The organism is Amycolatopsis sp. NPDC102522 (assembly GCF_055584485.1).
Genome location: NZ_JBVJLY010000017.1, coordinates 152,765 through 178,064 on the forward strand (window position 1 = coordinate 152,765; position 25,300 = coordinate 178,064).

Genomic DNA, 25,300 nt, shown 5'->3' on the forward strand with positions numbered 1-25,300 from the left:
ATGCCTTGTCGATATCTGTCGGGATTCCCGGATTCGATGGTATCCACCGGGCGAAACCGCTAGCGGTGACGTGGTTCGACCGTCATCAGCGGACGGAAGGCCAGTATTTGCTCTCCCTCGTCCACGGCACGGCCTTCGGCCTCGACCCACGCGTGCGCGCCGAACGGCCCGGTGCGCACCCCGACCCGCCACGTCGGCCACCGGCCCCGCAGCCGGCACAGCAGCGCGGTGGCGATCGAACGGGGCAGACAACCTTTGCCGGCACAGGTCAGGCTGACCGTGATGACGGCCGACCGCGCCGCCCTCGCCTGCCCGTAAGTGGCCGGAACCGCGCCCCGGCGCAGCACCGACAGCAGACGGCGGATCCGGCGGGGCGGGAGATGGGCCATCGGCAGTGCGACAGCGACCGCCAGCCGGGCCGCCAACCGGAGGAGCAACGGCGGCCGATCGGCGGCGAACAGCGTCTCCGGCGAGCTCACGACCGGGTCACCAGCCCTGCCGACACCAGCTGCTCGACGAGTTCCCTGATGTCGAGCAACGCCTGCTCCACGCCGGTCGGCGCGCCATCGGGGACCAGGGCACGGGCGATGACCTGTTCCTCGGCATCCGCGAGCCCCATCCGCAAAGTCGTGAAGCCGCTGAGGTTGAGTTGCCAGTATTCTCCGGAACGCTCGTTGAGAAGCACACCGCCACCGTCTTCGCCCTCGGTCAGCGACACGTCGTCGCGCAGCCGCAAGGTCATGAGGCACTCCCCGGGGTCGAGTCCGCGGTGACCGGCTGTTCCAGATCGCGCAGCCACCGCTCGCAGCTGAGGGTGATGGAAAGGGCGTACGGGGTGAAAAGCCGCATCCGGAAGCTGGTGCAGATTTCCCGCACCGTGCCCGGGTCTATCAAGCCCAACCGGCCGAGCCGCGATTCGTCGCACAGCGCCGCCAACCGGTCCGCGTTGGCGCGCAAGCCGTCGTGTTCGACGTTGGAGCCCTCGGCTTTCGTCGAGCGCGCCAGGCACCGTTCGGGCACGATGCCCCGCATCGCTTCCGCCAGAAGGGGTTTGTACTGCCAGGGAGTGCGGCGCTCATGCGCGCGAGCCGCCATGCAAGCCTGGATCACCGCGTCGTCCAGGTACGGCGAGGTCACGCGGATTCCTTCGGCCGCGTACAGCGGTGTCGTCGCCCGCACCAGGCTCGCGCAGAGGCGGATTCCCCAGATCGTGTGGTGAGCCGTCCAGTTGTGCCCGTGCTGACGGGCTTTCTCCGCTTCTTCCTGAAGCAGGCTCCGGGCGAGGTCGACCGCCTCGGCCGTGGCCCATGGCGGCAGTTGCACGAGGTTGGACGCACCCTCGTCGTCCAGTGGCGAGGCCACGATCCCGCGGGCGCGTTTCGCCAGCCAGGCCGGATAGTCGCTCCGCCGTTCCAGGGCGTACTTGGCGATATCGCGCCATTTCCAGTGCTCCAGCGCCCGGTACGCACGCAGTCGCCGCAACGCGGTCAACGGCTGGGCGGGCAGCAGTTCGAACACGCCTGCCGCGCCACCCATCAAGGTCTCGTCGCCGCCGTCACCGGTCAGGTGGACCTGCGACCCCGCCGCGGCCGCCCTCGCTGCCAGCGCGCGATACATGGGGCGGTCCTCAACGCCGGGAAACGGCTCTTCCGTCGGCGGGAAACGGTCGAGGACGTCGCTGTAATGGGCGGGCAGTTCAGCGCGGGGAACCTTGATCCGGCGCAGCTTCGGCAGGTGCTCGGCGGCCAGGTCCGCCCACAGGGGGTCGTCGTCGCCGACGTCCATGGCGAGCTGGGTGACAGCGGTCAAGGGACGGCCTCCGCGCGAGGCCAGGAAGCACAAGGTGGTGGAATCCAGGCCACCGGAGAGATCCGCGGTCACCTTCAGGCCCGTGTCCAGCCGGGTCTGCACCGCGTCGGCCAGCGCCACCCGCAGCGCGTCGGCGGCTTCAGCCAGCGGCAGGTCGTCGAGGGGCGGTTCCCAGCGCCGCCGGATCCGGAAGCGCCCGTCGGGGAAGAGGAGCAGGCAGGAGTCCTCGTCCACCACGTGTATTCCCTGCCAGAGCGGCGAGTTCACGGTGTGGAGCGGGACCTCCGACAGCAGAAACCGCATCACCAGCCGAGACCGGTCGATCTCGGCGCCGGTCAGCGCGGCCAGCACGTCCGCGCGGGTCGACGCCACGGTCAGACCGCCCACGGAGGCATGGAACACCCGGCGGAAACCCGACAGGCTGCCCTGGATCCGACTGGTGCCGCCCAAGGTGGCCAGGAGATGGAAACTGCCTGCCAGCGGGAGATCGTCCAGCGCTGACACGTCAGCGGCCCGCTCCGCGAGCTTCGACAGCTTCTCGACTGTGGCAGAACAGAACCCGAGGGCCGCGACGGACCCCGCGTCTCCGGCGGAACCGACCCGCAGGTCGACCGGATCCCAGTGGCCGATCAGCCAGGGCCTGCCCGAGGGATGGTCGACTCGCCGCGGTGCCGGGCCGAGCCTGGCGACGACCGCGGCGGCATCCGGATGGTCGGGAAGCGCGATCAGCCACTCCCCCGCATGAGCATTGTTCACCGTCAAGGCCACCCCGTTCGAAACCGATCCCGAAATACACGCGGCGGCGTGATATCCCGCCTCGCGGATATCACGCCACCACGCGCCTGAAAGCGACTTATCAGAGCAGAACGTGGCGAGGACGACGACGTCCCGCCTTGTCCTTCTTGGCCGGACGGCTGTGCTTCGTCAGCCGCTCGAAAGAACCGAGCTTGAGCAGGGTCGGCTTCGAATACATGTGCACACCTCCTTTCCGATTCTCTGTTCCCTTCCCCGCGTCCGCCGTGTCGGACACGTTGCGGTACAACCACTTGGCCCGAGTTTTGCTCCAGCCTCCCCGTGGCCGAGTACCGACATGGCCTGTGTACCGAGACAAGTAAGTCACTGTCAAGGAATCTCAGAAGGACACCCCGAGACAATCGGGACGTCGATGGATTTCGCAGGACCCGGCCCGGCGGACGACGGATATTCCAGGCCATTTTCGCGCAGTGGCGAGCAGGGTGTCGGCAATTCCCCCGGAGTGTTCCTTGACCTTCGAAGACATCGATGTCGATCGCGACGAAGATGTAGTAAGGAATCCGGAACCGGGGCGCCTCCCTCGGCGCCGGGCTGTCGGCCACTGCGGTTCCACAACATTCCCGCAAGTGGGCGGACCTAGCTTCCAACAGGTCTCAACCAATTACGGAGGACAGATGATCACGACAGGCAGGAGAAACAGCGCCGGTCCCGCGGCCAAGCCGCGGAACCGGCGCCGGATACTGGTCAGGACGCTGGCGGGGGTGGCCATGTCCGCCCTGGTCGCCCTCACGGCACCGGGCACGGCCCTCGCCGACGCGGCGCCGCTGGATCCGGACGTCACCTTCAACAGCACCCCGGTGATCGACCCGTCGGGTCTGTTCATGGTCTCCCGCGGGCTGGACAAGACCATCCTGTACAGCCCGGGAACGCCCAGCACCAACGGCTACGCGGACTTCCGTTCCCTCGGCCAGCAGATCATCGGTGACCCGACGGGCGTCACCGCGCCCGAAGGCGCGCAGATCTTCGCCAGGAACACCGACAACCAGGCGATCACCAGCCTGGTCGTCTCGTACAACTTCCCGACCGCCTTCGAGGTCATTCCCGGGCTGCGGATCTCCAGCGAGGTCACCGCGGTCAAGATCCCCACCCGGGGCTCCCGGCTGCCGATGATCCGGATCTTCGCCCGTGACATGGACACCGGCCGGGTCTTCACGAATCTGCTCGTCCAGGGCGCACCACAGGGCTGGTCCGACCTCGGCCTCTACGCCACCAGCGAGCTTTCGGCGGCTGTCATCGATTCGCCGGGCCTCGACATCAGCATCCGGCTCGTGGTGCGAGGCGTGGTCAACCGGTTGTACTCGACGGTCATCGACAACACCACCGGGTCGATCCCCGGCTGGACACAGCTCGGCGACCTGTTCACCACCGGCAACCCGACGCTCGTCAACGAGGGCGCCATGTTCACCTTCCGGGGCAACGAGGTGTTCACCCGTCAATCGGGCAGCAACGCCATCTTCACCTGGAACTTCAACGCCCCGGGCTGGGTCAATCTGGGCGGTATCGCCACCAGCGACATCGCCGTCTCCATCGCCAAGGACACCGGGCTGCAGTTCTACCACCGGGGCACCAACCTCCGTACCTACCTGAACCGGCGCCCACCCGGGTCGAACAGGTTCGGCGGGTACATCGACCTCGGCGGCAAATCCTTCGGCAACCCTGCCGCGAGCGGCGGGACAGCGACGCCCATCCGAACGGTGGCCGATCAGTTCATCGTGAGAGGCACTGACAACCGGTTGTACAGCCGGATCCAGACCAACTTCGTCGGCGGCTTCACGGCCTTCTTCGCCTTCGGAGGACCACTGCACGGCTGACCACCAGATCGTTTCGCGCGTGAAGGCCCCCTTCCCTCGGCTCAGTCGAGGGAAGGGGGCCTTCACGCGCTGTCTGCCGGCGGAGGCCCTTGCTCGGGATGGTCCGCCAGTTCCTTTCGGACCAGGTCGGCGGCGGGCAGGCCGAGGTCGCGATAGATCGCGAAGGCGTCGGTGTAGTGCCGTTGTGCGGCAAGGAGGTCGCCGATGTCGGCAGCGGCTCTGGCGAGACCGTGGTGGGCGCGGGCTTCCTGTTCTCGCGCACCGGTTCGGCCGGCGAGACGCACCGCCGCGGCGTGCTGCGTCTGGGCGGCGGCGGGGTCGCCATCGGCGCGGCACGCTTCGCCGAGCCCGTTGAGTGCCCAGGTTTCGCCGTCGCGGTCGCCGTGGGTGACGAACAGGTCGAGGGCCCGCCGGTGATGTTCGGCCGCCCTGTCGGGCCGTCCGAGGAGTGTGTGGGTCCTGCCGAGACCGTCGATGGCCCAGGCTTCGCTTCCGAGGTGGCCGACGGCGCGAAACAGCTCCACGGCTTCGGTGTGCAGGGCGAGGGCGTCGCTCAGGTGGCCGCGGGTGAGCGCGATCTCGGCGAATCCGAGTTTGGCCCACGCCTGCCCGAAGTGGTGGCCCGCCCGCTCGTGCAGCGCCATCGCGTGGTCCAGATTGGTCACCGCGGCGGCGTGCCCGATCCGGGCTTGGGTGGCGCCGAGCCTGGTCAGGACGTGCGCCTGGGCCACCAGGTCGGTGTCATGGCGGAACAGGGCCAGCGCACGGGAATAGTGGTCGATGGCGGGCCGGTACCGTCCGGCGCGTTCTTCGACCATACCGACGGCGGCCACGGCCCGGCCCTGCGACGACAGGTCGCCGATCTCCTTGAACAGGGTGGACGCCGCCCGCAGGTGCGCCACGGCCGCGTCGGCCCGGCCCGCCTGGAGATGGACACCGCCGAGTGCGTGGAAGGCGGTCGCTTCGCCGACGCGATCGCCGATGGTGTGGGCGGCGGCGCGCGCGTGATCGTGGATGGCGATGGCGACGGTCTCGTTGCGCCCGTCGAGGTAGCGGAACAGCAACCGGGACAACGTCACCGAGGCCTCGGGCCGGCCGTGCGTCGCCGCGTGCGTGGCCAGAACCGGCATCGTGGCGAGTTCGGCGGCCAGCCAATCCCGCGCGTCGTCGACGCCGGGGAACCCGGGCACCGGGCTCGCCGCGGCGGGAACCGACGGCCTGCGGCGGGCTTCGCCGGGGTAGAGCCGGTCCATCGCCGCGGCGACGGTGGCGAGGTAGTAGGCGTAGACGCGGTCGAGCGCGGCACGCTCGTCGACGCTGCCGGTTTCCGCCGCGTACGCCTTGAGCAGGTCGTGCATGAGATACCGGTCCACGCCCGCCGGTTGCACGAGGTGCGCGCGGACGAGAGTGTTCAGCAGGGTGTGGGCCGTCTCGAGCGGCTGCCCGGCGAGCGCGGCCAGGACGTGGACGTCGAAGGCCCGGGCGGGGTGGCGGCCGAGCGCGGCGAAGGCGTCGGCGGCCTGGTCGCTCAGGTGCCGCGACGACCAGGAGAACACCGCCCGGATGGCGGCCCGCTGGTCTTCTCCGCCGCTCAGCACGTCGAGGGTGCGCTGAGCCTCGCTGAGTTCGGCGACCAGCCGGGACAGCGGGACCGCGGGCCGGGACACGGCGAGCTCGGCCGCGAGGCGCAGGGTCAACGGCAGCCGCACACACCGCTCGGCGAGCGCGGCGGCCTCCCCGGGTTCGGCGTCCACCCGCCGCCCGACCAGGCGCCTGAGCAAGGTGACCGCGTCGGCGAGCGGGAGCTGGTCCAGGGTGACCCGGTGCGCGCCGTGCAGCGCCACGAGACCGGTGAGCGAGTCGCGGCTGGTCACCACGACGGCGCAGGTGCCGGTGCCGGGCAGCAGCGCGCGGACCTGCTCGACCGAGACCGCGTTGTCCAGCACCACCAGCATCCGCCGTCCGTCGAGCTCGGTGCGGAAGCGGGCAGCGCGTTCGGTCGCACCGAGCGGTACCTCCGCGCCGCCGGGCAGCAACGCGGTCAGGAACGCGGCGAGCGCGTCCTCGGGCGGCACCGGTTGCTCCGGCGCGTACCCGCGCAGATCCAGATACAGCTGCCCGTCCGGGAACCGGTCACGCACCCGATGGCCCCAGTGCACGACCGTCGCCGTCTTGCCGGCCCCGGCCGTGCCGGTCAGGCAGACGATCACCGGCTCGTCACCCACCCTGCCCACCAGCCTGTCCAGCTCGGCGATCTCGCCGTCCCGGCCGGTGAACTCGGTGACGTCGGCCGGCAGTTGCGCGGGTACGACCGGCCGTCCCGGCTCCCGCGGTGAAAGGTCGTGGCGCAGCACGGCTTCGTACACCGCGGCCAGTTCCGGACCGGGATCGACGCCGAGTTCGTCACGCAGTGCCCGGCGGATCCGTTCGTGCAGGGCAAGGGCGTCGGCCGCCCGGCCCACCGCGTACAGCGCGCGCATCAGCACCGCCGTGGCCCCCTCGTGCAGAGGATGCTCCCCGAGCAGCTCGGTCAGCCTGCCGATCGTGGCGGCCGCCTGGCCTTCCTGGATCTCGGCCGTCGCCCAGGCCACCACGGCGGCCTCGTGTTCCTGGCTCAGGGTGCGGCGGGTGCGCTCGGCCCACTCCCCCGGCAGCCCCGCCAGTGGCTCGCCCCGCCACAGGCCCAGCGCCTCGGCCAGCGCGGCGCGGTCGCCGTCCCGCACCGCGCTCCGGAACCGGAACACGTCGACCTGGTCGGGGCCGATGTCCAGCCGGTAACCACCGGCGTCCCGCGCGAGCCGCGCACTCCCCGGCTCGGCCTGCTCCAGCACCCGCCGGATGCGCGTGATGTGCGCCTGCAGGGAACGGCGAACCTGGTTGGGCGGCGCCTCGCCCCAGACCCGGCTCACCAGTGTGTCGACACCGACCGTCCGCCCGGCCTCGAGCAGCAACACCGCCAGAATCTGCTGCTGACGCGGCTCGCCGACCGGGAACACCCGCTCGTCCGCCCACAACGTGATCGATCCCAGAACCTGGAATTCCACTCCCGACCCCTAGCGCTCCCGAGGCATCGTAAAGCCGCAAATCGTTCACGCAGGCCTGGTCAGGGCACGGGATCGATTCAGTGATTTCTGCTAGCCTCGCGGATGTCTCGCGGCTCGCTGGGGGCCGCGCACCGCAGCCAGGCCGCCGTGGCCGTTCCGGCACGGCGTTCCGGCGCGACTCATCGAGGAGCAAAATGACCGCGATCATCCGCGTCCACGGCCGTCAGATCCTCGACAGCCGGGGCAACCCGACCGTCGAAGTCGAGGTCGAACTCGCGGACGGCTCGCTCGGCCAGGCCGCCGTACCGTCGGGCGCCTCCACCGGGACCAAGGAAGCCGTCGAACTGCGCGACGGGGACAAGACCCGCTTCCACGGCAAGGGTGTCCGCAAAGCCGTCGACGCCGTCAACACCGAGATCGCCGAGGCCATCGTCGGGCGCGACGCGGAAGCGCAGGCCGACGTCGACCGCGCGCTGATCACGCTGGACGGCACCGAGAACAAGGCCCGGCTCGGCGCCAACGCCACGCTCGGCGTCTCGCTCGCCGTGGCCAAAGCGGCCGCGGCCGCGAAGCGACTTCCGTTGTACCGCTACGTCGGCGGCGTGTTCGCGCATCTGCTGCCGATGCCGATGATGAACATCATCAACGGCGGCGCGCACGCGGACAACCCGATCGACTTCCAGGAGTTCATGATCGGCCCGCTCGGCGCCGAGACCTTCGCCGAAGCCGTCCGGATGGGCTCGGAGGTGTTCCACACCCTGCGCGCTTCGCTGCACGAAGCCGGGCACGGCACCAACGTCGGCGACGAAGGCGGCTTCGCGCCGAACCTCAGCTCCGCCGACGAAGCACTCGAATTCGTGCTGCGCGCGATCGAGAAGTCCGGTTACACCCCCGGCGAGGACATCGCCCTGCTGCTCGACCCCGCCGCGTCCGAGTTCTACACCGGCGACGTCTACGACTACACGGGCGAAGGGCGCAAGCGCAGCGTCGAGGAGCACGTGGCCTACCTCGCCGACCTCACCTCGCGCTACCCCATCGTGTCCATTGAGGACGGTGTCGCCCAGGACGACTTCACCGGATGGAAGCAGCTCACCGACACCATCGGCGACCGCGTCCAGCTCGTCGGTGACGATGTTTTCTGCACCAACGTGAAGCTGCTCAACGACGGTATCGAACGCGGCATCGCGAACTCGATCCTGGTCAAGGTCAACCAGATCGGCACGCTCACCGAAACCCTCACCACGGTCGAGACAGCGCACAAAGCGGGCTACTCCGTGGTGATGTCGCACCGCTCCGGCGAAACCGAGGACACCACCATCGCCGATCTCGCCGTCGCCACCAACTGCGGCCAGATCAAGACCGGCTCGCTGTCGCGCTCCGACCGCACGGCCAAGTACAACCAGCTCATCCGCATCGAAGAGAAGCTCGGCACCGAAGCCCGCTACGCCGGCGCCACCACGCTAAGCGGCCGCCGCTGACGAATCCGGCCCAGCCGGCCGCAAAACGGTTCCGTTGAGGGTAGGGCATGGGAAGGTTCCCTTCGCGTCACGTCCGCAAGGGTTTCGGTGCCGTGAGCCGCGCCGCGGAATGTCCTGAAGGTGGCGAGCCAAGAGCGCTCGCCACCTTCCACATTCCCGGCTTTGACGGCGTCCTCCCGGGCATGTCACCGATTGGCTGTAGCCGGGCGATGGCGACGGCTGGCACGCTGGACTCGGCCCAATCGCCGAAAAGGGGGATCTCCGGTGACACGTCCGCTGGTGCTGGACCCGAACGGTCACGACATCCACGCCGAGAACGAACGGCTGCGCGAACGTGGCCCGATCACCCAGGTCGAACTGCCGGGCGGCGTGGTGGCCTGGTCGGTGACGAGCTACGAACTGTTGCGTGGCCTGCTCAACGACCCCCGCGTCTCCAAGGACGCGCGGCAACACTGGCCGGCACTCGCCGACATCAGCGCGGACTGGCCGTTGCTCGTGTGGGTTTCGGTGCGGAACATGTTCACCGCGTACGGCGCCGACCACAAACGGCTGCGCTCACTCGTGGCGCAGGCGTTCACCGCGCGCCGGATCGCCACTCTGCAACCCTGGATCACCCGGATCGTGACCGGCCTGCTGGACGACATGGCGGCCTTGCCCGCAGGCAAACCCGTTGACCTGCGGGAGAGCTTCGCCTACCCGGTCCCCATCGAGGTGATCTGCCAGCTGTTCGGGGTACCGGACTCGGCCCGCGCCACGCTGCGCAAGGCTGTCGACACCTTCTTCCAGACCTCGGCGAGCCAAGAGACGATGCTGGCCGCGTACCAGGAAATCCATTCGATCTTCACCGAACTCGTCGCCGCCAAGCGGTCGGCCCCCGGCGAAGACCTCACCACCGCGCTCATCGCCGCGCAGAGCCAGGACGACGGCGCCCGGCTGGACGAAACCGAACTGATCGACACCCTGATCCTGTTCATCTCGGCAGGCCACGAAACCACCGTGAACCTCCTCGACCAGGCCATCATCGCGCTACTGACCCATCCCGACCAGCTCGCCGAGATCCGCGCCGGGCGGATCTCCTGGCCCGACGCGATCGAGGAGACGCTGCGCTGGCAGGCGCCGGTGGCACACCTGCCCCTGCGCTACGCCGTCGAGGACATCCCTCTCGCAGACATGGTCATCCGGCAGGGTGACGCGATTTTGGCAGGCTATGCCGCCGCCGGCCGGGACCCGGCGCTGCACGGCCAGGACGCCGACGCGTTCGACGTCGCCCGCACCGACAAGTCGCATGTCGCGTTCGGGTTCGGGGTGCACCACTGTCTCGGCGCGCCGCTGGCTCGAATGGAAGCGGCGATCGCCTTGCCCGCCCTGTTCGAACGGTTCCCGGACATGACACTCGCGACCTCACCGGACGCTCTGCGGCCTCTCGACTCCTTTATTTCCAACGGGCATCGCGTGCTGCCGGTGTTGCTGCACGGACCTCGTCCGGACGCTGCCTAGCGAGGGGTGTCGCGCCGGAGATTCGGTTGGGCCAAGGCAAACGTGGCCGGGCCGGTCACGACGGCCGGGTTTGAGGGGTGTGTGGAAATAGGGACGTTGAGCGTCCCTATTTCCACACACCCCTCACCCTGAGTGACACCTCGCGCCCTCATCTTTGCTCGCACCGTTTCACGAACTTGTCCTTGGCCGAGGCGGGCAGCGGAAATCAAACTGGTTGAGCGAAGGACGAGGGACATGAAACCCTCCCTCACCTAACCGCTACGACCTACAGGAGCTGTTCTTGACCGCCGAGACAACCCCGGCAATCGATGCCGAGCTGGCAAGGCGACTGGTCGACACACAGTTCCCTCGATGGGCCGAGTTGCCGCTGATTCCGTTCACCCCGGCCGGGTCGGACCATGTGATCTACCGGCTGGGCGAGGAACTGTCCGTTCGGCTGCCCCGCCACAGCGGCGCGATCAAGCAGGCGAGGAAGGAAGCCGAGTGGCTGCCCCGGCTCGCCCCGCACCTGCCACTGACCGTTCCCGTGCCGGTGGAGGTGGGAGAACCGGACTTCGGCTATCCGTGGCCGTGGGCGGTGTCGCGCTGGCTGGACGGCGAGGTGGCGACCGTCGACGCCCTTTCCGGCTCGCACGAGGCCGCCGGTGCGCTGGCCGAGTTCCTGACCGCACTCCATCGGTTCGACACCGATACGACCGAGGATCTCACCGGCGGGCCGCTGGCCGCACGGGACACGGCGACACGATCCGCCATCGCACAAACCGGCGAAACCTTCGACACCGAAGCGATGAGCGAGCTGTGGGACGCTGCGCTCGCCGCTCCCGGATGGGACCGTCCACCGGTCTGGTTCCACGGCGATTTCCATACCGGCAACCTGTTGACGACCGGCGGCCGCCTGAGCGCGGTCATCGACTTCGGCGAGCTGGGGATCGGCGATCCGGCTTGCGACCTGATCATCGCCTTCACCCTCATGTCGGCCGAAACACGAGCCACCTTCCGCGCCGCCCTCGACGTGGACGACGCCACTTGGACTCGCGGACGTGGCTGGGCCCTGGCCACCGGTTTGAACGCCTACCTCTCCTACGCCGCCGTCAATCCCCGCGTCGCCGCACAGACCGCCCGCCAGGTCACCCAGGCCCTCGCCGGCTGACCATCTCTTGCGAGGCAAGCGGTTCAGCCGGAATCAGGACGTTCCACGAACACCAGTGTGGTGACGTGCTGGAATTCCGCGAGTTGCTTCGCAGTGTCCGACAACGCCCCGGGCTGATCATCTACCAGGCCGAACCCGCCACGCCCAGCGCCCACGCCCTCGCGCTGCTGAGCAGCCTCCACGCCACCGCACAACGGGAAGTCCGGCGCGAGTGACCCATCGCCACCACAGAACGCGCGAATCTCCCCATGCGGTCAGCACACCGACGCCCGCCGACACCACCGCGAGCACCCCGAATCCCCACGGCGGCAGCAGGGTCGCCCCGTCGGGGTGGGTGCTCACCACGAGCCACGTCGAGGCGGCGGCCGCGACCGCGACATAGCGGATCGGCCACGCGACCGCCGCCCCGAGCACCAGCGGCCAGGTGAAGTACCAGGGAAACGCCACCGGGGCCAGCACCACCACCGCCAGCAGCGCCAACGCCGCCCCGCGCACCGCGGCCGCGCCACCCGCCCGTGAACGCCACCACAGCCATGTCACCAGACCGGCGAGGACGACCCAGCCGGCGATCCGGCACGCCGCGACGGCATCCACGGAGCCGGGCGACAACGCCTGGCCGATCTTCCCGAGCGCGGTCGGGATCGACAGCCAGGGTTCCAGCATCGAATTTCCGCTCAGCGCCCGAATCCAGCCGAGATCGACCCCGGCGACGACGGAGCACAGCCCGAACGTGCCGACCACAATGGACACAGCCGCCGCGGACACGAAGAAGAAGCCACGCGGCGAAGCCGATCGCCGTGCCGCCCAAACCCACACCAGGAACGGCAACGCCACAGCCGCGGGAGCCTTCACCGCGGCGGCCAGCGCGACCAGCGCGAACCCCGTCCCGGGCGCAGGGGTGAGCACGAGCGCCGCGCCGGCCGCGAGCAGCCCGGCCATCAGCAAGTCGTTGTGCCCGCCCGAAACCACGCACAGCACCATCAGCGGATTCGCCGTCGTCATCCACAGCGCGCGTTCCGGCCGGGCACCGAGATGCCGGCACAGGACGGGCAAAGCGGCACAGAGCAACGCCAACCCTGCCGCCATCGCCAGCCGCGTCAGGAAAGTACCGACGACCAGATTCTCGCCGGTCAAGGCGAGCACGCTCTTCACGATCAGGATCTGCAGCGGCCCGTACGGCGACGAAATGTACGACCACCCGCCCACGGCGTTGTCGGTGATCGGGCCGGGAACCTCGGCGGGAACGTGCGTGTACGGGTCGAGACCGGCCTGCGCCACCGCACCCTGAGCCAGGTAGGTGTACAGATCTGTGCTGAACAACGGCGGCGCGCACAGCAGCGGTACACACCACAGCCAGGTCGCCCGCGTGACCTCGCGGGCACTCGTCCGGCCCGCACGCGTCGAGTGTCCTAACCGGACCCAAGCCGCCAGAAGCAGGGCGAGACCCAGGTACAGCACAGCGGTGGCGAGCGTCCGGACGTGCCCGGACGGGGCGGGATCGGCCCGCAGCGTCGCCCCCGCCCCGAACGCGCCGAACGAGACCAGCAGGGACCCGGCCAATCCCACGGTGGCCGCGTTCCTTCCGATGAAGATCATGCGGCAGGTCTAACCGGCCGGTGCTCTCGGGCCGTTAAGATCGGCTTTTATCGGTTCTTTATCCGTCCGGCGTTCTACTGTGGATCGTGGAGAATGGTTGATGCGCGTACTCGTGGCCGAAGACGAGCGGATGCTGGCGGATTCCATCACCGAAGGCCTGCGGCACCTGGGCATGGCGGTGGATGTCTGCTACGACGGCGACGCCGCGCTCGAACGTGTCGCCGTCCACCGGTACGACGTCGTACTGCTCGACCGCGACCTGCCGCTGGTGCACGGCGACGAGGTGTGCCGGAAGATCGCCGAAGGTGACGGAGAGACCCGCGTGCTGATGCTCACGGCCGCGGCGGGCATCCGCGACCGCGTCGACGGGCTCGGCCTCGGCGCGGACGATTACCTCACCAAGCCGTTCGCGTTCGCCGAACTCGTCGCCCGGGTGCACGCGCTGGCCCGGCGAGCCCGTCCGGCGTTGCCGCCGGTGCTCGACAGAGCCGGTGTCGAGCTAGACCCGGCGAGACGGTTCGCGTCCCGTGACGGTCGGCTGTTGTCCCTGTCCCCCAAGGAGTTCGCCGTCCTCGAGGTGCTGTTGCGCGCCGAAGGACGGGTAGTCAGCCCGGAAGAATTGCTGGAGAAGGCATGGGACGAACACGCCGATCCGTTCACGAACACGGTGCGGGTCACGGTGATGACGTTGCGGAAGAAGCTCGGGACACCGCAGGTGATCCACACCGTGTCCGGGGCGGGCTACCGGCTGGGTACCTGAAGCGGGCGCTCGCGTCGGTGCGCGGCCGCGTCGAGCTGGTCCTCCTCGGCGCGCTGATCGTCCTCGTGCTGCTCGCCTACCCGCTCGCCAAGGCGGCGGGCATGGTGCTCGGGACGTTCGCGGACCGCAGCTTTTGCCCGCGGGGCACCGGCTGCGCCGACACGGCGGGCGGGCTCTTGTGGACGCTGCCGCTCGTCGCGGCGCTCGTGCTCGTGATCCTGCTGCGGCGGCCGGTGGCCGCCTGGGTGCTGCGGCCGTTGCCTGATCTCACCGCCACCGTCGAGCAGCTGGGGCCGCAGAACCTCGGCCAGCGCATGCGGCTGGAGCAGACCGACGGCGAAGTGCGGGCGCTGGCCGCCGCGGTGAACAGGATGCTCGACCGGATGGCCGTCGGTTTCGAGGGGCAGCGCCGATTCGCGGCGAACGCGTCGCATGAGCTGCGGACGCCGCTCGCTGTGCAACGGACGCTCGCCGAGGTCGCGATGGTCACCGGTGGGGGCGACGACGTGCGGCGGCTGGCGGCGCAGCTGCTGGTGGTCAACGAGCGCAACGAGCAGCTGATCGAGGGACTGCTCGTACTGGCCGAGGCGGATCGCGGGCTGCCCGGCACCGTGCCGGTGCGGCTGGACGAACTGGTGGACTCGGTGCTCGCCCGGTTCGACGAGCGGCTGGCCGAGCGCGAACTCATCGTACGCCGTGAAATCGCCGAACGGACCGTGTCCGGCGAGACCGTCCTGCTGGAGCGGCTGATCGCCAACCTGGTGCACAACGCGATCAAGTACAACCGGCCGGGCGGCTGGATCGAAGTGACCGTCGGCGGTGAACCCGCCTTGAGCGTGCGCAATTCCGGCGAGCGCGTGCCGGCCGAGTCGGTCGACACGCTGTTCCAGCCGTTCCGCAGGCTGACCGCCGACCGCACGAACCACCGCGACGGCGCCGGTCTCGGACTGTCCATAGTGCACTCGATCGCCACCGCGCACGACGGCCGGGTGACCGCCGTTCCCGGCGAAGACGGCGGCCTGCGGGTGGACGTGGTCCTGCCCTGATCCGGCAGGCACGGGGTCACTGGCCGAAGCAGACCAACGGCATCAGCACTTCGCCACAGGTCGCGTCGGCCAGTGCCCTGGCGGGTACCGTCCCTCGCGCCAGCGCACGATGGTAGGACTCCATGACCTGGACGACAGCGCCGTCGTCGACCCTGGCGACGCTGGAGATCACGGTTCTGCTCCCGCTGTAGAGCAACGCCGCGGTGAACCCGAGGATCTCGTCACCGGGGCGGACCACCGCCTGACCGATGTCGCAGGCGGAAAGGACGACGTGCGCCGGGACGGACTCGAGCAGCTGGACGTCGTAGGCCATCAGCGGGCCGTCGGCGAGGTCGAGCCGGGAGAAGAGCACGTTCTCCTGCTCGTGATGTCCGTGCGCGGCCAGATGCACCGAATCGTATTCGGCCAGCGCCTTCGACGTCGCCTCGATCGTGGCGTCGTTCCCGGCCAGCACTTCCGCGCGAGGATAGACCTTCGCGACGCGCCCCGCCTCGCTCGCGGCGTGTTCGAGGCCGGGACCGGCGACAGCCAGCATCGCCGCGCGGTCCGAAGTCTCGCGCGCGGGCGCCGCGCTGAGGGCGAGCCACGCGGAAGGCGACGGTGCGACGGTCACCGGTCGGCCGCGGAGCGGGCCGAGGAGGCCCCACGGCACGATCGAAAGCACTCCCGTGGGTACCACCACCACGTCGGCGTCCCCCAGTTCCGGCAGCAGCGGTGTGATCAGCTCCTGGGCGAGCACACCGACCTGGCGACGCACCGAAGCCCGGATGACCTGCTCCAGCGCGGGCGGCAACGTCCGGCCACAGACCGCGTTCAGATCGCTCTGCAGGCGCATGAGCGCTTCGGACACCACGGTCGCATCGCCGAGGTCGATCAGCGACGCGCGCCGGCCGTCGATCACCATCGCGCGGAATCTGTCCTTGTCGGCGAGGAATCCGATCAGCACACTGTCCCTTTTGGACAGTTCCTCGCGTACGCCGCGGTAGGTCGCCCTGGACACCTGGAGGGCGGAACCCTCGGCTTCCCAGCCTCGCGCCCTGATCCGGCGCTCCAGTTCGGTGCACCGGCGGCGCGCCTCCGCGGCCGAAGTGCCGTCGAGTTCCGCGGCGCGGATCTCACCGGCGAGCTGGCGCAGTTCGGCGACGGCGTCGGCGGATTCCCCGTCGGGCCGGTGGACCTGCTGGATCCCGAAGGCCTGGGCACGTGAGCGCTCGAGCCAGCGGAAGACGACTTCCGGCGAACCTGTCGCCCATGCCGCTGTCAGGCCGGTCTTGGCCAGGTCGCGGCCGAGTGACGCCACACCGGTTCGCAGGTCGAGGCTCCCGAACCCGTTTCGATAGGCCTCCAGCGCTTTCAAACCGGCCCGCGCCTGGGCCAAGGTCGCCCGCCGGTCCCCTGTCGACCACGCGAGCTCGGCCCGGGCGAGGTGCCGGAGCAGCCGGTTCGCCAGCGGGCCACCAGGCAGGGCACGGTCTTCCAGCGCGGCGCGAGCGGCATCCGGCTCGGCGTGGGCGATATTCGCCCTCGCCGCCAGGAGTTTCGCCGTCTCCGCGTCGTTGCGGAGCCCCAGCCGCGTGAGCCGGGTAGCCAGTTCCGCCGCGTCCACCGCCACCGGCTTCATCCGGCCACCGGCCGTGAAGTCGGCCCGCAGCAAGGTAAGCGCGGCGACTTCGGCCCAGGTGTCGTTGCCCCGTCGGCGAAATCGGCGTCGCGCTCGGCCCGCCCACCGTCGAGCGCCCGCCAGGTCCCCGGCCGCCAAGGCGGCTCGCGCCCTGGTGAGCTCGGCTTCGGCGTGCTCCTGATCCATCCGGAGCCGCGGGAAGCGGGCGAGCGCCAGATCGAGTTCGGCGGCCGCTTCGCTCGGCAAGCCCGCCGCGAGCAGAGCTCGTCCCTTGTCCACCGCGAGCGGGGCCAGCATGCCCTCGCCATGTTCCGCGTAGACCTCGGCCGCCGCGCTGAAATCGCGAAGGGCGCCGGGAATGTCCCCGGTGAGCACCTTCGCCTGTCCCCGCCCTTGGAGCGCTTTCGCCAGTGTGCGGGGAAGTCCGTCGACGGCACCGTGCGCTCTCGCGATTTCGGCGCAAGCGTCGAGGTCGGCGAGAGCGAGGCGGACCCGGCCCGCGGTCTGGTGCAGCAGCGCGCGGTTCAGCAGCGCCCTGGCCAGGGCCACCGGCTCGCCGGACCGTCTCAGCAACGGGATGGCGTCGTCGAAGCAGGCGAGCGCGTCGGTCATCCGGCCGACCAGGATCAGGGCCAGCCCGCGCTGCTGGCGGAGGGCTCCGCGGTCGCCGGGGGCGAGGGGCATCTCCTCGGCGGCATCCAGCAGCTCGAAGCCGTGGTCGCTGTTGCCGAGCACGACCTCGACACCGCCGAGCGTGCTCAGCACCCTCGCGACGAGGGTGCCGTCGGCGGGCGCGCGCCGATCCAGCAGTCTCAACGCGGCGCGAAGCAGGCGTGCCCCGCGAACGGGATGCCCGCTGTTGGTCGCGTCGATCCCCTTGCGGTGCAGCTCCCGCGCGTGCTCGCCGATGTCCTTCGGCGACCGGTGCTCCGGCGCCACGACCGGGCCTAGAGTTCCATCGCCGGGGTGCTGATCGTCCGGCATTCCCCCGGCGGCCGGACGATCAGCTGCACCATGCCCCGGCTCACCCTGTCTGCGGCGAAGCGCCCCTCCTCGTCGGAGCTGACCGTGATCGAGCCGGACGACGTCCTGACCTCGACGAGCAGCGCGGCCGGCGGCTGGATCCACCCGTCGAGCCGGACCGTGCCGTCGTTGCGGGCGCCGACGCTGACCATGATCGTGAGGCTGCTGCATTCGAAGGTGAGCAGGGTGCTGCGCTCGTCCCCTCTGGCGGCGGGTATCCCTCCGGTCTCGGCCAGCCGGAAGACCTCCAGTTCGACGTCTTCGAGCCCGATGGCGAACTGGATCTGTTCCACGAGGGTCGCCGGTACCGGATCGGCCTCGTCCCACAGCTCGCGTACTTGCCGGAGGAGCGTCCGGTCCAGTTCGTCGATCCACCCGTCGTTGATGCCGTTCATCTCCACTCCTCGCCGTGGGAGGTGGTCAGGATCTGTCTGAGCCGGGTCAGGCAACGGCTTCGCGTCGGCCCGACACTGCCTCGTTTGATGCCGAGCGCCGAGCCGATCTCTTCGTAGTCCGGGCGGTGCACGAAGGCAACGATGCGGAGCAACGTCCGGCACCGTTCGGGCAGCTTGTTCACCGCCGCCCACAAACGCCGCCGCTGATCGGCGGTGACCGCCTCCTCGTCCGGACGCGGGCCGGGTGCGGACACCGACTCCAGGAAGGCGTCGTCCGGCGGGCTCTCGGCCCGGTGCCGGGTCCGCGCCCGCCAGGTCTCCCGTTTGGTCACCGTGATCAGCCAGGCCGTCAGGCCCGCCGGGCTGTGGATCTCATGGAGGGAACCGAGAAGGTTCAGCCAGGACGTCTGGACGACGTCGGAAGCGCTCTCCCTGTCGATCCCCTGCGCTCTCGCGACGTGCCACAGCAACGGGGTGAGGATCTCGATCAGCCCGTTCAAGGCCTCCCTGTCGCCGTCCTGGGCGGATTTGAGCAGTGCCGCGAGATGTTCGAAGTCGAGTGAGCCGGACGACGCGCTCATCGGAGTAGTTCCAAAGCCGCTTCGGCCCTCTTGCGCGTGGCGCCTCGCGTGCAGGCCGCGAGCTGCGATTCCTCCTGCTCCGAGGCCCGGATCAGTGCGTTGAGCACCGCCGAGGCGGCCAGCGGAGCGGCGAAGGAGGTCCCGTCCCAGATCGCGAACCCGCTCGAGAAACAGTCCGGATCGAACCCCTTCCGGCCCAGCGCTGGCACGTGGTGATCCGGGGTCTCCGAGCCGTCGATGTCCGTCGGATGAGTGCTCACCACGCAGACGCCGTCGGCCCAGCAGGACACATAGGCACCTTCGTTGGAGAACAAAGCCTTGCTGCCGTCGGGATTCAGCGCGCCGACACCGACCACCCGCGGCCCCTTTCCCAGCGGGCGGGTGGAAAGCGCCGCGGGGAAGAACTCGCGTGTCGTCGCGCTGTTGCCTGCCGCGGCGACGACCACCACGCCGCGTTCGGTCAGCTTGCCGATGACCTCGGCGAGCTGCGAGGTGTACTGCGAGGCCGCGGGCCACTCCTCGAAGTATCCGATGGAGAACGAGATGACGTCGATCATGAGACTCGGGTCGCCGGGTTTCTTCTGCGCCGCACGGACCCGGTCCAGCGCCTTGTGCAGCATGAGCAGGGTGTCCGACAGATAGGCGACACCGTCGGTGTGCACGATCCTGACCGCGAGCACCTTCGCCCGCGGCGCCGCCTGCCGGATGACACCGGCGATGAAGGTGCCGTGGCCGGCGTCCGCGGCGACCTCGCCGATCAGCGCGTCCGTCGCCATCGGCCCGTCGCGATGGTCGGCGAGGAACTCCGTCGGCGCCGTCACCGCCAGCAGCCTCTCGTTCTCGAGGATCGCGGCCTGGATGTCCGGTGCGACCACGATGAACTCGTCGGCGGGCTGCCCTCCTCGCGAAGGGTCGTAGACGTCGAGCCAGGGGTGGGGGCCGGTGCCGGAATCGGGAACCAGCACCGTGGGACGGCGCGGCAGCGAGGGGCGCGCCGGCGCGGGTCCGGGCAGGGACACGGGGATCCGCGACCGGACCCCCGCCCGGCCACCGCTGACGCGCCCGCCCAGCGAGGTGACGTCCCACGGAACGCCGGTCAGGCCCACCCCGGTGAACAGGAGATGGTCCAGGGAAAACCGTCGCACGGTGGCCGGGTCGAGCGCCGCCCTGCCGCCGGCGGAGGCCGCGCGCAGACGCTGCAGCGCCTCCCACGCGTCGATGGTCCGCGCGGTCACTCCCTTGTCGAGCCCCAAGGCGAGCGCGACCGGCGCACCCGCCGGGCGCGACTCGCCGCCGGAAGTGACGGCCCGCAGGCCCATCTCCCTGAGGACGGCTTCGATACCGGCGCGGGTGGGGCCGTCGTTCCACGCGTCCGCGGGGATCACGAGGACGTTCGCGCGATAGACCGCGGGCAAGAACCTGCTCGACCGTTCCGATGGCCACCCGGCGACGACGAGCGCGTCGGCGGGTTTCAGCACCCGGGCGCCGTGACGTTCGAGCAGTTCCGGAGGAACAGGTGGCAGGTAAGCCTCCTCGACGGTGTCCGATACGGGGTATGCGTTCGGGTCGGGCGAGACGAACCTGACCACCATCACGGCCTCCCTCTCACAGCGCTGCGGACCATGTGACTGAGGTCGCGGAAGTGCTGGATACGGATACAAAACGGCTATCTCAACCGGGTAACGAAATTCAACCGCGCAGGCAAGTTCTGACAACAAATCATCAGTCACCGCAAAGAATTCGTCGAACCGCGAATGCTTTCCGCTTCGAAAATATTTCGAAGAACCCGGCGCTCGCCTCGCAACACTTATCCCTGACCGACGGTTCTTGAGACCCTTGTCGTGTCTTGCTGTCCGGCGGGGCCGGGAGGGGAGCGGCGATGATCGAGGGGCGGGGTTCGCGGCATCACTTGATCGTGGTGGCCGACGTGGAGGGGTTCGGGGATCGGCGGCGGACGGGACCGCATCAGCGGGCTGTGCGCGACGGTCTCTACGACGTCATGGAGACGGTGTTCGCCGCGACGGGGACGGCGTGGGCGAGCTGCTATCGGGAGGACCGTGGAGACGCGCTGTTCGTGCTGGTGCCGGGCGAAGTGGACAAGGCGGCCTTCGTGGAGGCGGCGCTGCCGGTGCTGGTGACCCGGCTACGGGTGCACAACGACACTCACCCGGAGGCGCAGCGGATCCGGTTGCGGGTCGCGTTGCATGCCGGGGAGGTCGGCTACGACGAGCATGGTGTCACATCGTCGTCGTTGACGCTGACGTTCCGGCTGTGCGACGCGCCGTCGCTGAAGACCGCGCTCGCCGCGTCGCCCGGGGTGCTGGCGGTGATCGCGTCGGACTGGCTGTTCGACGACGTCGTGCGCCACACCCCCGGCGCCGCGCCCGCGACCTGGCGGCCGGTACCTGTCGACGTCAAAGAGATCGCGACGACCGGCTGGATCACCCTGCCCGATCACCCCTATCCGGCCGACTCGAGTGCCGGGGCGGGGCGTCCGCGCGCGGGTTCGGGGAGGGTGGTGCCCCGGCAGCTTCCGGGATCAGTGCGGGACTTCACCGGGCGGGCCGAGCATCTGGCCGCGCTCGACGCGCTGATCCCGCCCGGCCCCGACCAGCACGACGGGCGGCCGCAGTCGGTGGTGATCACGGCGGTCGACGGCGCGGGCGGCATGGGCAAGACCACTCTCGCGTTGCACTGGGCCCACCGGATCCAGGACCGGTTCCCCGACGGCACCCTGCACGTCAACCTGCGCGGCTACGGCCCCGGAGTCCCCGTCACTCCCGGTGAAGCCCTCAGCGGGTTCCTCCGGGCCTTGGGAGTCGCGGCCCGCGCGATCCCCGCCGACGTCGACGCGCAGGCGGCGCTGCTGCGGTCGCTGCTCGCGGGCAAACGCACGCTGCTCGTCCTCGACAACGCCCACAGCGCCGAGCAGATCCGGCCCCTCCTGCCCGGCACCGCCGGGTGCATGGTGGTGGTCACCAGCCGCGACAGCCTGACCGGCCTCGTCGTCACCGACGCCGCTCACCGCCTCACCCTCGACCTGCTGACCGAACCGGAAGCGCTCGACCTGGTCACCGGCATCCTCGGCGCCGAACGGGCGGCCACCGAACCGGACGCGATCGGCGAACTGGTCCGGCTGTGCGCGCGGTTGCCGCTGGCACTGCGGGTCGCGGCCAGCCGTGTAGCCGCCCACTCTTTTCTGACGGTCACCGAGGTCGTCGCCGAACTGGCCGACGACAGCACCCGGCTCGACGTCCTCAGCGATTTCGGTGATGAGCAGGCAGCCGTCCGGGCGGTGTTCGGCTGGTCCTACCGGCGACTCCCGCCCGAGCAGGCGCGACTGTTCCGGCGCCTCGGGCTGCACCCCGGACCAGACCTATCCCTGCCCGCCGCCGCCTCGCTCGCCGAGCTTTCGCCCGCTTCTGCTCGCCCTCTGCTCGCCGCCCTGGCCGACGCGCACCTGATCGAGCCCACCGCCGGTGGGCGGTACCGGTTTCACGACTTGCTGAGGGCCTATGCCGCCGACCAGGCGCGCCGCCACGACTCCGAGGACGATCGGGACCGGGCACTGGAATCCATGCTGACCTGGTACGCCCACACCACCCGCACCGCCGACCACCACCTCTACCCCTTGGCCTCGCCAATCCCTACTACAGCCGAACCCGACCAACCGCACGCCCTCGGTGATCTCAACGAGGCATGGGCCTGGCTCACCACCGAACGCGCCAACATTCTGGCCGCGCTCCAGCAGGCCGTCGATCACCGGCTCGACCACCACACCGTCCTCCTCGCCCGCTCCTGTCGATTCCTCGGCTCTGCAGGCAGCCCGCGCGAAGCGATCGACGCCTACGGCGCCGGGATAGCAGCCGCGAACCGCGCAGGCAACCGTGCCCAGGAAGCGATCCTCCGGCTCGGCCGCGGGGAAATAGCCGGCTATCTAGCCTGGTGGGACCAGGTCCAAACCGACCTCCATCTTGCAGCCGCATTGGCCGAGCAAATTGATGACACTCCGCTCCAGGTGTACGGGCTCAACGACCATGGCCTGCTGTTGCTCCGACAGGGCAAGTTCGATGAAGCGGTGCGGTGGCTCGACTTGGCGTTGCCACTGAGCCGGGGACTCGAGACCAGACGCTGGGAGGCTGTGGTGGAGGGAAATCTGAGCGTCGCTCACCTTGGCCTCGGCCGCATCCAGGTCGCGCTCGATCATGCCGAACGTGGCCTGCGCCTACGCCGCCAAGCCGGAGATATCGTTGGCGAAGCGGCAGCCCTGACGCACTTGGCACGTGCGTGGCGTCAACTGGGTATTCCTGACACCGCGATCGCTCTGTGCAGGGACGCGATCGCCATCGGCCACAAAACACCCCTCAACCGCGACGAAACCATCGCCGAGCCGCTGGACGTCCTGGCTATCTGCCTCCATCAACTCGGCAACACCGGTGAAGCCATCGCCTGCTGGGAAGAGGCCGTCGCTGTCTACGACGACACCGGCTACCCCAACAGGGCCGCCGAGGTCCGCCAGCGCCTCCACGACGCGTCTTCCGGGCAAGGTGACTGAGACGGCAGCGGCTTCCTGATAGAAACGGTGTCGTACCAAGACTCTCGGCTCTGAAAGGGAACACATGCCGGAACTGCGTCAAGCCCACGTCTCCGACCACGGCAAGATCGTCACCTGCGTACAACAGTGGTGGGGCGACTCACGGACACCCGAGCAGGCTCGCGAACTTTCCCTTCTGCTCCCCAAACTGTTCTTGCAGTTCTTCTCCAGTACAAGCCTGGTCCTGGAGGACGAAACCGGAATCAGGGCTTTCCTTGTCGGCTTCTACGCCGCCGACAACGACGCGGAGGCGTACATCCATTTCGTGGGGGTGGACCCGCGGCTTCGCGGACAAGGGACAGCCCGCCGCCTGTACACGACCTTCTTCCAGCGTGCCGCCGAAGCAGGTCGCACGGACGTGCGCGCGATCACCTCGCCAGTCAACAGCGGGTCCATCGCCTTTCACCGCGCCATGGAGTTCACCCTCGAAACCGGAGACCAGGTGGTCGACGGTCTCCCCGTACACACTGACTACGACGGCCCCAGCCACGATCGGGTGTGCTTCCACCGGAAGATCGCCTGCTGACCGCCGCGTTGCGAGCCGACAGTGTCAGCTCCCCTCGACAACGGAAACGGAGTTGACGCCGACGTTGCAGCTGATGTCGTGGTCGATCCGGTACCACTGGTTTTGCGGCGGGTAATACCAAATCGTGTCGTATGTGCCGCCGAACTTGCAGTCGACCCTCAGCTTCCACTTCGCCGGACCGGGCGCGTTGCACACTCCCCACGCCTGGTAGGTCGAGCTGTAACCGGTGTCGCAGGTCATTCCGTACACCGGCGTGACGAAGCTTGCCTGAGCGGGCAAGGCGGCCGCGACCATGATGCCGCCGGTCACTGAAGCAGCGACGGCCATGCCGCCGACCCTGCGAACGAGCTTTCGCATGTTCATCCCTCCGTACGGGCGATGTGTCCAATCAGGACACAAAGAGGACTGTATTGCTCCGGCGCCTGCCGAGCGGGTTCGAAGAGTTCGCCTAACGGGCCGCGAAGTCCGCCTCTTGGGGCGTCTCGGATTCGCGCGGGAGGAGGGCTCACCAAATAATCGGGAGAATTGACGGACGGGTCGCGCGATACTGGCCGGGTGATCACGATGCAGCCCGTCCTGGAAGTCCGCGTGACTGACGGCTTCGCCCTCTGGCCAGTCGCGGAGGTCGAGTCGTTCGGCCATCTGGCGCTCAGCGGCGAGCTCACGCCCCTGGAGGTCGGGACCGCGATGATGTCCCTCGTCGCGGACAACGACATCGACCCCGAACACAACGACCGCCCGCCCCGTCCCGCCGACCTGTTGGGGTCGTTCCTGCACGGCTTGCTCACCTTCGACACGCTCTTCGCCGCAGGAGGGCTGCGGGTGACGGACAGCGCCACAGGCGTGACTCTTCTGCCGGGCTGCTGCAACGGCCTGGAGGACTGGCGCGAGTGGTACCAGGTCTTCGATGGCGGCGGACAGGTCGGATTCGGGCACGATCCCGATCCGGTGGCCGAACGTCTGGGCGAGACCGTCCGGCTGACCGTCGACGCGGAACAGCGCGACAGTCCGGTGATCGAGCTGCCCGCCGTCGATCTCCGTCGCCTTCTCGGTAAAGCCGAGCAGGACCTCGCCAGTTTCCTCGCGCTGGCAACGGATTGGGCCGGTCAGCACCTGCCCCGCCATGCCGTCGCGGTCGTCGCAGCCCTTGCCCGCATTGTGGTCGTGAGTGATTCGGGTCGTTAGAACGACACTTGCCACTCACGACCACCCCGACCGACGCCTCGCCGCAGCACTCACTCCCAGCGCGTGTTGCGAAAGCCACTTTCGCAACCTTGAACGTTGCGAAAGTGGCTTTCGCAACACGCTGCCGCGAATGCGCTCATGGCCCCCGCACGACCGCGGCCATGAGCGGCTCGGGCTAGAGCCAAAGGCGTCTTAGTTACCTACCGGATTCTGGCCGCGGTTGAGCGCAGGTCCGGTCCGTGAAGGCTCCTTACCTACCCTGAAGGTAGTGAAGGAGCGGCGGATTCATGCGGTCGTCGCAACATGCTCTATTTAGGACAGTAGCATGTTGAGTTTCTCTTGGGGTGTAAGCCATTCCAGTGTTTTGCGGG

20 protein-coding genes are annotated in these 25,300 nt (G+C 69.2%); 9 read left to right on the forward strand and 11 right to left on the reverse strand.

Features of this window, described 5'->3' with window-relative positions; genetic code table 11:
- Window positions 1-59 precede the first annotated feature (59 nt).
- The 4 genes from ACZ6YV_RS31610 to ACZ6YV_RS31625 all read right to left on the reverse strand — a co-directional run bounded on the left by ACZ6YV_RS31610 (window position 60) and on the right by ACZ6YV_RS31625 (window position 2,782).
- Window positions 60-479 carry a lasso peptide biosynthesis B2 protein gene (locus ACZ6YV_RS31610; RefSeq protein ID WP_465513092.1) on the reverse strand — a complete coding sequence of 140 codons (420 nt, stop codon included), beginning with the start codon at window positions 477-479 and terminating at the stop codon, window positions 60-62.
- Window positions 476-742, reverse strand: coding sequence for a PqqD family peptide modification chaperone (locus ACZ6YV_RS31615; protein WP_465513093.1), 267 nt, complete (start codon window positions 740-742; stop codon window positions 476-478). Before ACZ6YV_RS31615 ends, ACZ6YV_RS31610 begins: the two co-directional genes overlap by 4 nt.
- A complete protein-coding gene (locus tag ACZ6YV_RS31620; protein ID WP_465513094.1) occupies window positions 739-2,565 on the reverse strand; it encodes an asparagine synthase-related protein in 1,827 nt (608 codons plus the stop codon). The genes ACZ6YV_RS31615 and ACZ6YV_RS31620 overlap by 4 nt, the downstream gene beginning before the upstream one ends.
- Before the next feature lie 100 nt (window positions 2,566-2,665).
- A complete protein-coding gene (locus tag ACZ6YV_RS31625) occupies window positions 2,666-2,782 on the reverse strand; it encodes a lasso RiPP family leader peptide-containing protein (RefSeq protein ID WP_005163738.1) in 117 nt (38 codons plus the stop codon).
- Between the two features lie 454 nt (window positions 2,783-3,236).
- Here ACZ6YV_RS31625 and ACZ6YV_RS31630 point away from each other — a divergent pair, with 454 nt between their 5' ends.
- Window positions 3,237-4,433, forward strand: coding sequence for a DUF8189 domain-containing protein (locus ACZ6YV_RS31630; protein ID WP_465513095.1), 1,197 nt, complete (start codon window positions 3,237-3,239; stop codon window positions 4,431-4,433).
- A gap of 62 nt (window positions 4,434-4,495) precedes the next feature.
- Here the strand turns inward: ACZ6YV_RS31630 and ACZ6YV_RS31635 are convergent, their stop codons facing one another.
- Window positions 4,496-7,477, reverse strand: a complete 2,982-nt coding sequence (locus ACZ6YV_RS31635; RefSeq protein WP_465513096.1) for an AfsR/SARP family transcriptional regulator — start codon at window positions 7,475-7,477, stop codon at window positions 4,496-4,498.
- Window positions 7,478-7,671: 194 nt separating this feature from the next.
- Here ACZ6YV_RS31635 and eno point away from each other — a divergent pair, with 194 nt between their 5' ends.
- From eno to ACZ6YV_RS31650, 3 genes are all read left to right on the forward strand, one after another.
- On the forward strand, window positions 7,672-8,955 hold the full coding sequence (eno, locus tag ACZ6YV_RS31640; RefSeq protein ID WP_465513097.1) for a phosphopyruvate hydratase: 1,284 nt from the start codon (window positions 7,672-7,674) through the stop codon (window positions 8,953-8,955).
- Window positions 8,956-9,219: 264 nt separating this feature from the next.
- The gene (locus ACZ6YV_RS31645) at window positions 9,220-10,452 is read left to right on the forward strand and encodes a cytochrome P450 family protein (protein ID WP_465513098.1); all 1,233 of its coding nucleotides are present in this window, start codon (window positions 9,220-9,222) and stop codon (window positions 10,450-10,452) included.
- 280 nt (window positions 10,453-10,732) lie between these two features.
- Window positions 10,733-11,602, forward strand: coding sequence for an aminoglycoside phosphotransferase family protein (locus ACZ6YV_RS31650; RefSeq protein ID WP_465513099.1), 870 nt, complete (start codon window positions 10,733-10,735; stop codon window positions 11,600-11,602).
- Between the two features lie 117 nt (window positions 11,603-11,719).
- On the opposite strand, the gene mptB is transcribed toward ACZ6YV_RS31650, so the two are convergent.
- Window positions 11,720-13,198 carry a polyprenol phosphomannose-dependent alpha 1,6 mannosyltransferase MptB gene (gene mptB, locus ACZ6YV_RS31655; RefSeq protein WP_465513100.1) on the reverse strand — a complete coding sequence of 493 codons (1,479 nt, stop codon included), beginning with the start codon at window positions 13,196-13,198 and terminating at the stop codon, window positions 11,720-11,722.
- A gap of 100 nt (window positions 13,199-13,298) precedes the next feature.
- Between mptB and ACZ6YV_RS31660 the strand changes: the two genes are divergently transcribed.
- Both ACZ6YV_RS31660 and ACZ6YV_RS31665 read left to right on the forward strand, forming a co-directional pair.
- The gene (locus ACZ6YV_RS31660; RefSeq protein ID WP_465513101.1) at window positions 13,299-13,958 is read left to right on the forward strand and encodes a response regulator transcription factor; all 660 of its coding nucleotides are present in this window, start codon (window positions 13,299-13,301) and stop codon (window positions 13,956-13,958) included.
- 17 nt (window positions 13,959-13,975) lie between these two features.
- Complete coding sequence (locus ACZ6YV_RS31665) at window positions 13,976-15,004, forward strand: sensor histidine kinase (RefSeq protein WP_465513102.1); 1,029 nt, start codon at window positions 13,976-13,978, stop codon at window positions 15,002-15,004.
- 16 nt (window positions 15,005-15,020) lie between these two features.
- On the opposite strand, the gene ACZ6YV_RS31670 is transcribed toward ACZ6YV_RS31665, so the two are convergent.
- From ACZ6YV_RS31670 to ACZ6YV_RS31685, 4 genes are read right to left on the reverse strand one after another with little or no spacing between them, the layout of a single operon-like run.
- On the reverse strand, window positions 15,021-17,564 hold the full coding sequence (locus ACZ6YV_RS31670; RefSeq protein ID WP_465513103.1) for a CHAT domain-containing protein: 2,544 nt from the start codon (window positions 17,562-17,564) through the stop codon (window positions 15,021-15,023).
- A gap of 8 nt (window positions 17,565-17,572) precedes the next feature.
- Entirely contained in the window at window positions 17,573-18,043 is a 471-nt protein-coding gene (locus ACZ6YV_RS31675) for a hypothetical protein (RefSeq protein WP_465513104.1), read from the reverse strand.
- Window positions 18,040-18,624: an RNA polymerase sigma factor gene (locus ACZ6YV_RS31680; RefSeq protein WP_465513105.1), complete on the reverse strand. Its 585-nt coding sequence runs from the start codon at window positions 18,622-18,624 to the stop codon at window positions 18,040-18,042. Before ACZ6YV_RS31680 ends, ACZ6YV_RS31675 begins: the two co-directional genes overlap by 4 nt.
- Window positions 18,621-20,216 (reverse strand): S8 family peptidase, encoded by a 1,596-nt coding sequence (locus ACZ6YV_RS31685; RefSeq protein ID WP_465513106.1) that lies wholly within the window; start codon window positions 20,214-20,216, stop codon window positions 18,621-18,623. Before ACZ6YV_RS31685 ends, ACZ6YV_RS31680 begins: the two co-directional genes overlap by 4 nt.
- 287 nt (window positions 20,217-20,503) lie before the next feature.
- On the opposite strand from ACZ6YV_RS31685, the gene ACZ6YV_RS31690 reads away from it, so the two are divergent.
- Together ACZ6YV_RS31690 and ACZ6YV_RS31695 are read left to right on the forward strand one after the other, a co-directional pair.
- The gene (locus ACZ6YV_RS31690) at window positions 20,504-23,179 is read left to right on the forward strand and encodes an ATP-binding protein (RefSeq protein WP_465513107.1); all 2,676 of its coding nucleotides are present in this window, start codon (window positions 20,504-20,506) and stop codon (window positions 23,177-23,179) included.
- 64 nt (window positions 23,180-23,243) lie between these two features.
- A complete protein-coding gene (locus ACZ6YV_RS31695; RefSeq protein WP_465513108.1) occupies window positions 23,244-23,744 on the forward strand; it encodes a GNAT family N-acetyltransferase in 501 nt (166 codons plus the stop codon).
- 24 nt (window positions 23,745-23,768) lie between these two features.
- Here the strand turns inward: ACZ6YV_RS31695 and ACZ6YV_RS31700 are convergent, their stop codons facing one another.
- Window positions 23,769-24,071, reverse strand: coding sequence for a hypothetical protein (locus tag ACZ6YV_RS31700; protein ID WP_465513109.1), 303 nt, complete (start codon window positions 24,069-24,071; stop codon window positions 23,769-23,771).
- A gap of 237 nt (window positions 24,072-24,308) precedes the next feature.
- On the opposite strand from ACZ6YV_RS31700, the gene ACZ6YV_RS31705 reads away from it, so the two are divergent.
- Complete coding sequence (locus tag ACZ6YV_RS31705; protein WP_465513114.1) at window positions 24,309-24,929, forward strand: hypothetical protein; 621 nt, start codon at window positions 24,309-24,311, stop codon at window positions 24,927-24,929.
- Window positions 24,930-25,300 lie beyond the last annotated feature (371 nt).

What these genes read in the sequence shown, in the direction of transcription:
- eno (WP_465513097.1), top strand. Translation starts at nt 7,672, where the DNA reads ATGACCGCGATCATCCGCGTCCACGGCCGTCAGATCCTCGACAGCCGG.
- ACZ6YV_RS31700 (WP_465513109.1), bottom strand. Translation starts at nt 24,071, where the DNA reads ATGGCCGTCGCTGCTTCAGTGACCGGCGGCATCATGGTCGCGGCCGCC.
- ACZ6YV_RS31615 (WP_465513093.1), bottom strand. Translation starts at nt 742, where the DNA reads ATGACCTTGCGGCTGCGCGACGACGTGTCGCTGACCGAGGGCGAAGAC.
- ACZ6YV_RS31625 (WP_005163738.1), bottom strand. Translation starts at nt 2,782, where the DNA reads ATGTATTCGAAGCCGACCCTGCTCAAGCTCGGTTCTTTCGAGCGGCTG.
- mptB (WP_465513100.1), bottom strand. Translation starts at nt 13,198, where the DNA reads ATGATCTTCATCGGAAGGAACGCGGCCACCGTGGGATTGGCCGGGTCC.
- ACZ6YV_RS31705 (WP_465513114.1), top strand. Translation starts at nt 24,309, where the DNA reads ATGCAGCCCGTCCTGGAAGTCCGCGTGACTGACGGCTTCGCCCTCTGG.
- ACZ6YV_RS31675 (WP_465513104.1), bottom strand. Translation starts at nt 18,043, where the DNA reads ATGAACGGCATCAACGACGGGTGGATCGACGAACTGGACCGGACGCTC.
- ACZ6YV_RS31630 (WP_465513095.1), top strand. Translation starts at nt 3,237, where the DNA reads ATGATCACGACAGGCAGGAGAAACAGCGCCGGTCCCGCGGCCAAGCCG.
- ACZ6YV_RS31680 (WP_465513105.1), bottom strand. Translation starts at nt 18,624, where the DNA reads ATGAGCGCGTCGTCCGGCTCACTCGACTTCGAACATCTCGCGGCACTG.
- ACZ6YV_RS31660 (WP_465513101.1), top strand. Translation starts at nt 13,299, where the DNA reads ATGCGCGTACTCGTGGCCGAAGACGAGCGGATGCTGGCGGATTCCATC.
- ACZ6YV_RS31685 (WP_465513106.1), bottom strand. Translation starts at nt 20,216, where the DNA reads ATGGTGGTCAGGTTCGTCTCGCCCGACCCGAACGCATACCCCGTATCG.
- ACZ6YV_RS31695 (WP_465513108.1), top strand. Translation starts at nt 23,244, where the DNA reads ATGCCGGAACTGCGTCAAGCCCACGTCTCCGACCACGGCAAGATCGTC.
- ACZ6YV_RS31690 (WP_465513107.1), top strand. Translation starts at nt 20,504, where the DNA reads ATGATCGAGGGGCGGGGTTCGCGGCATCACTTGATCGTGGTGGCCGAC.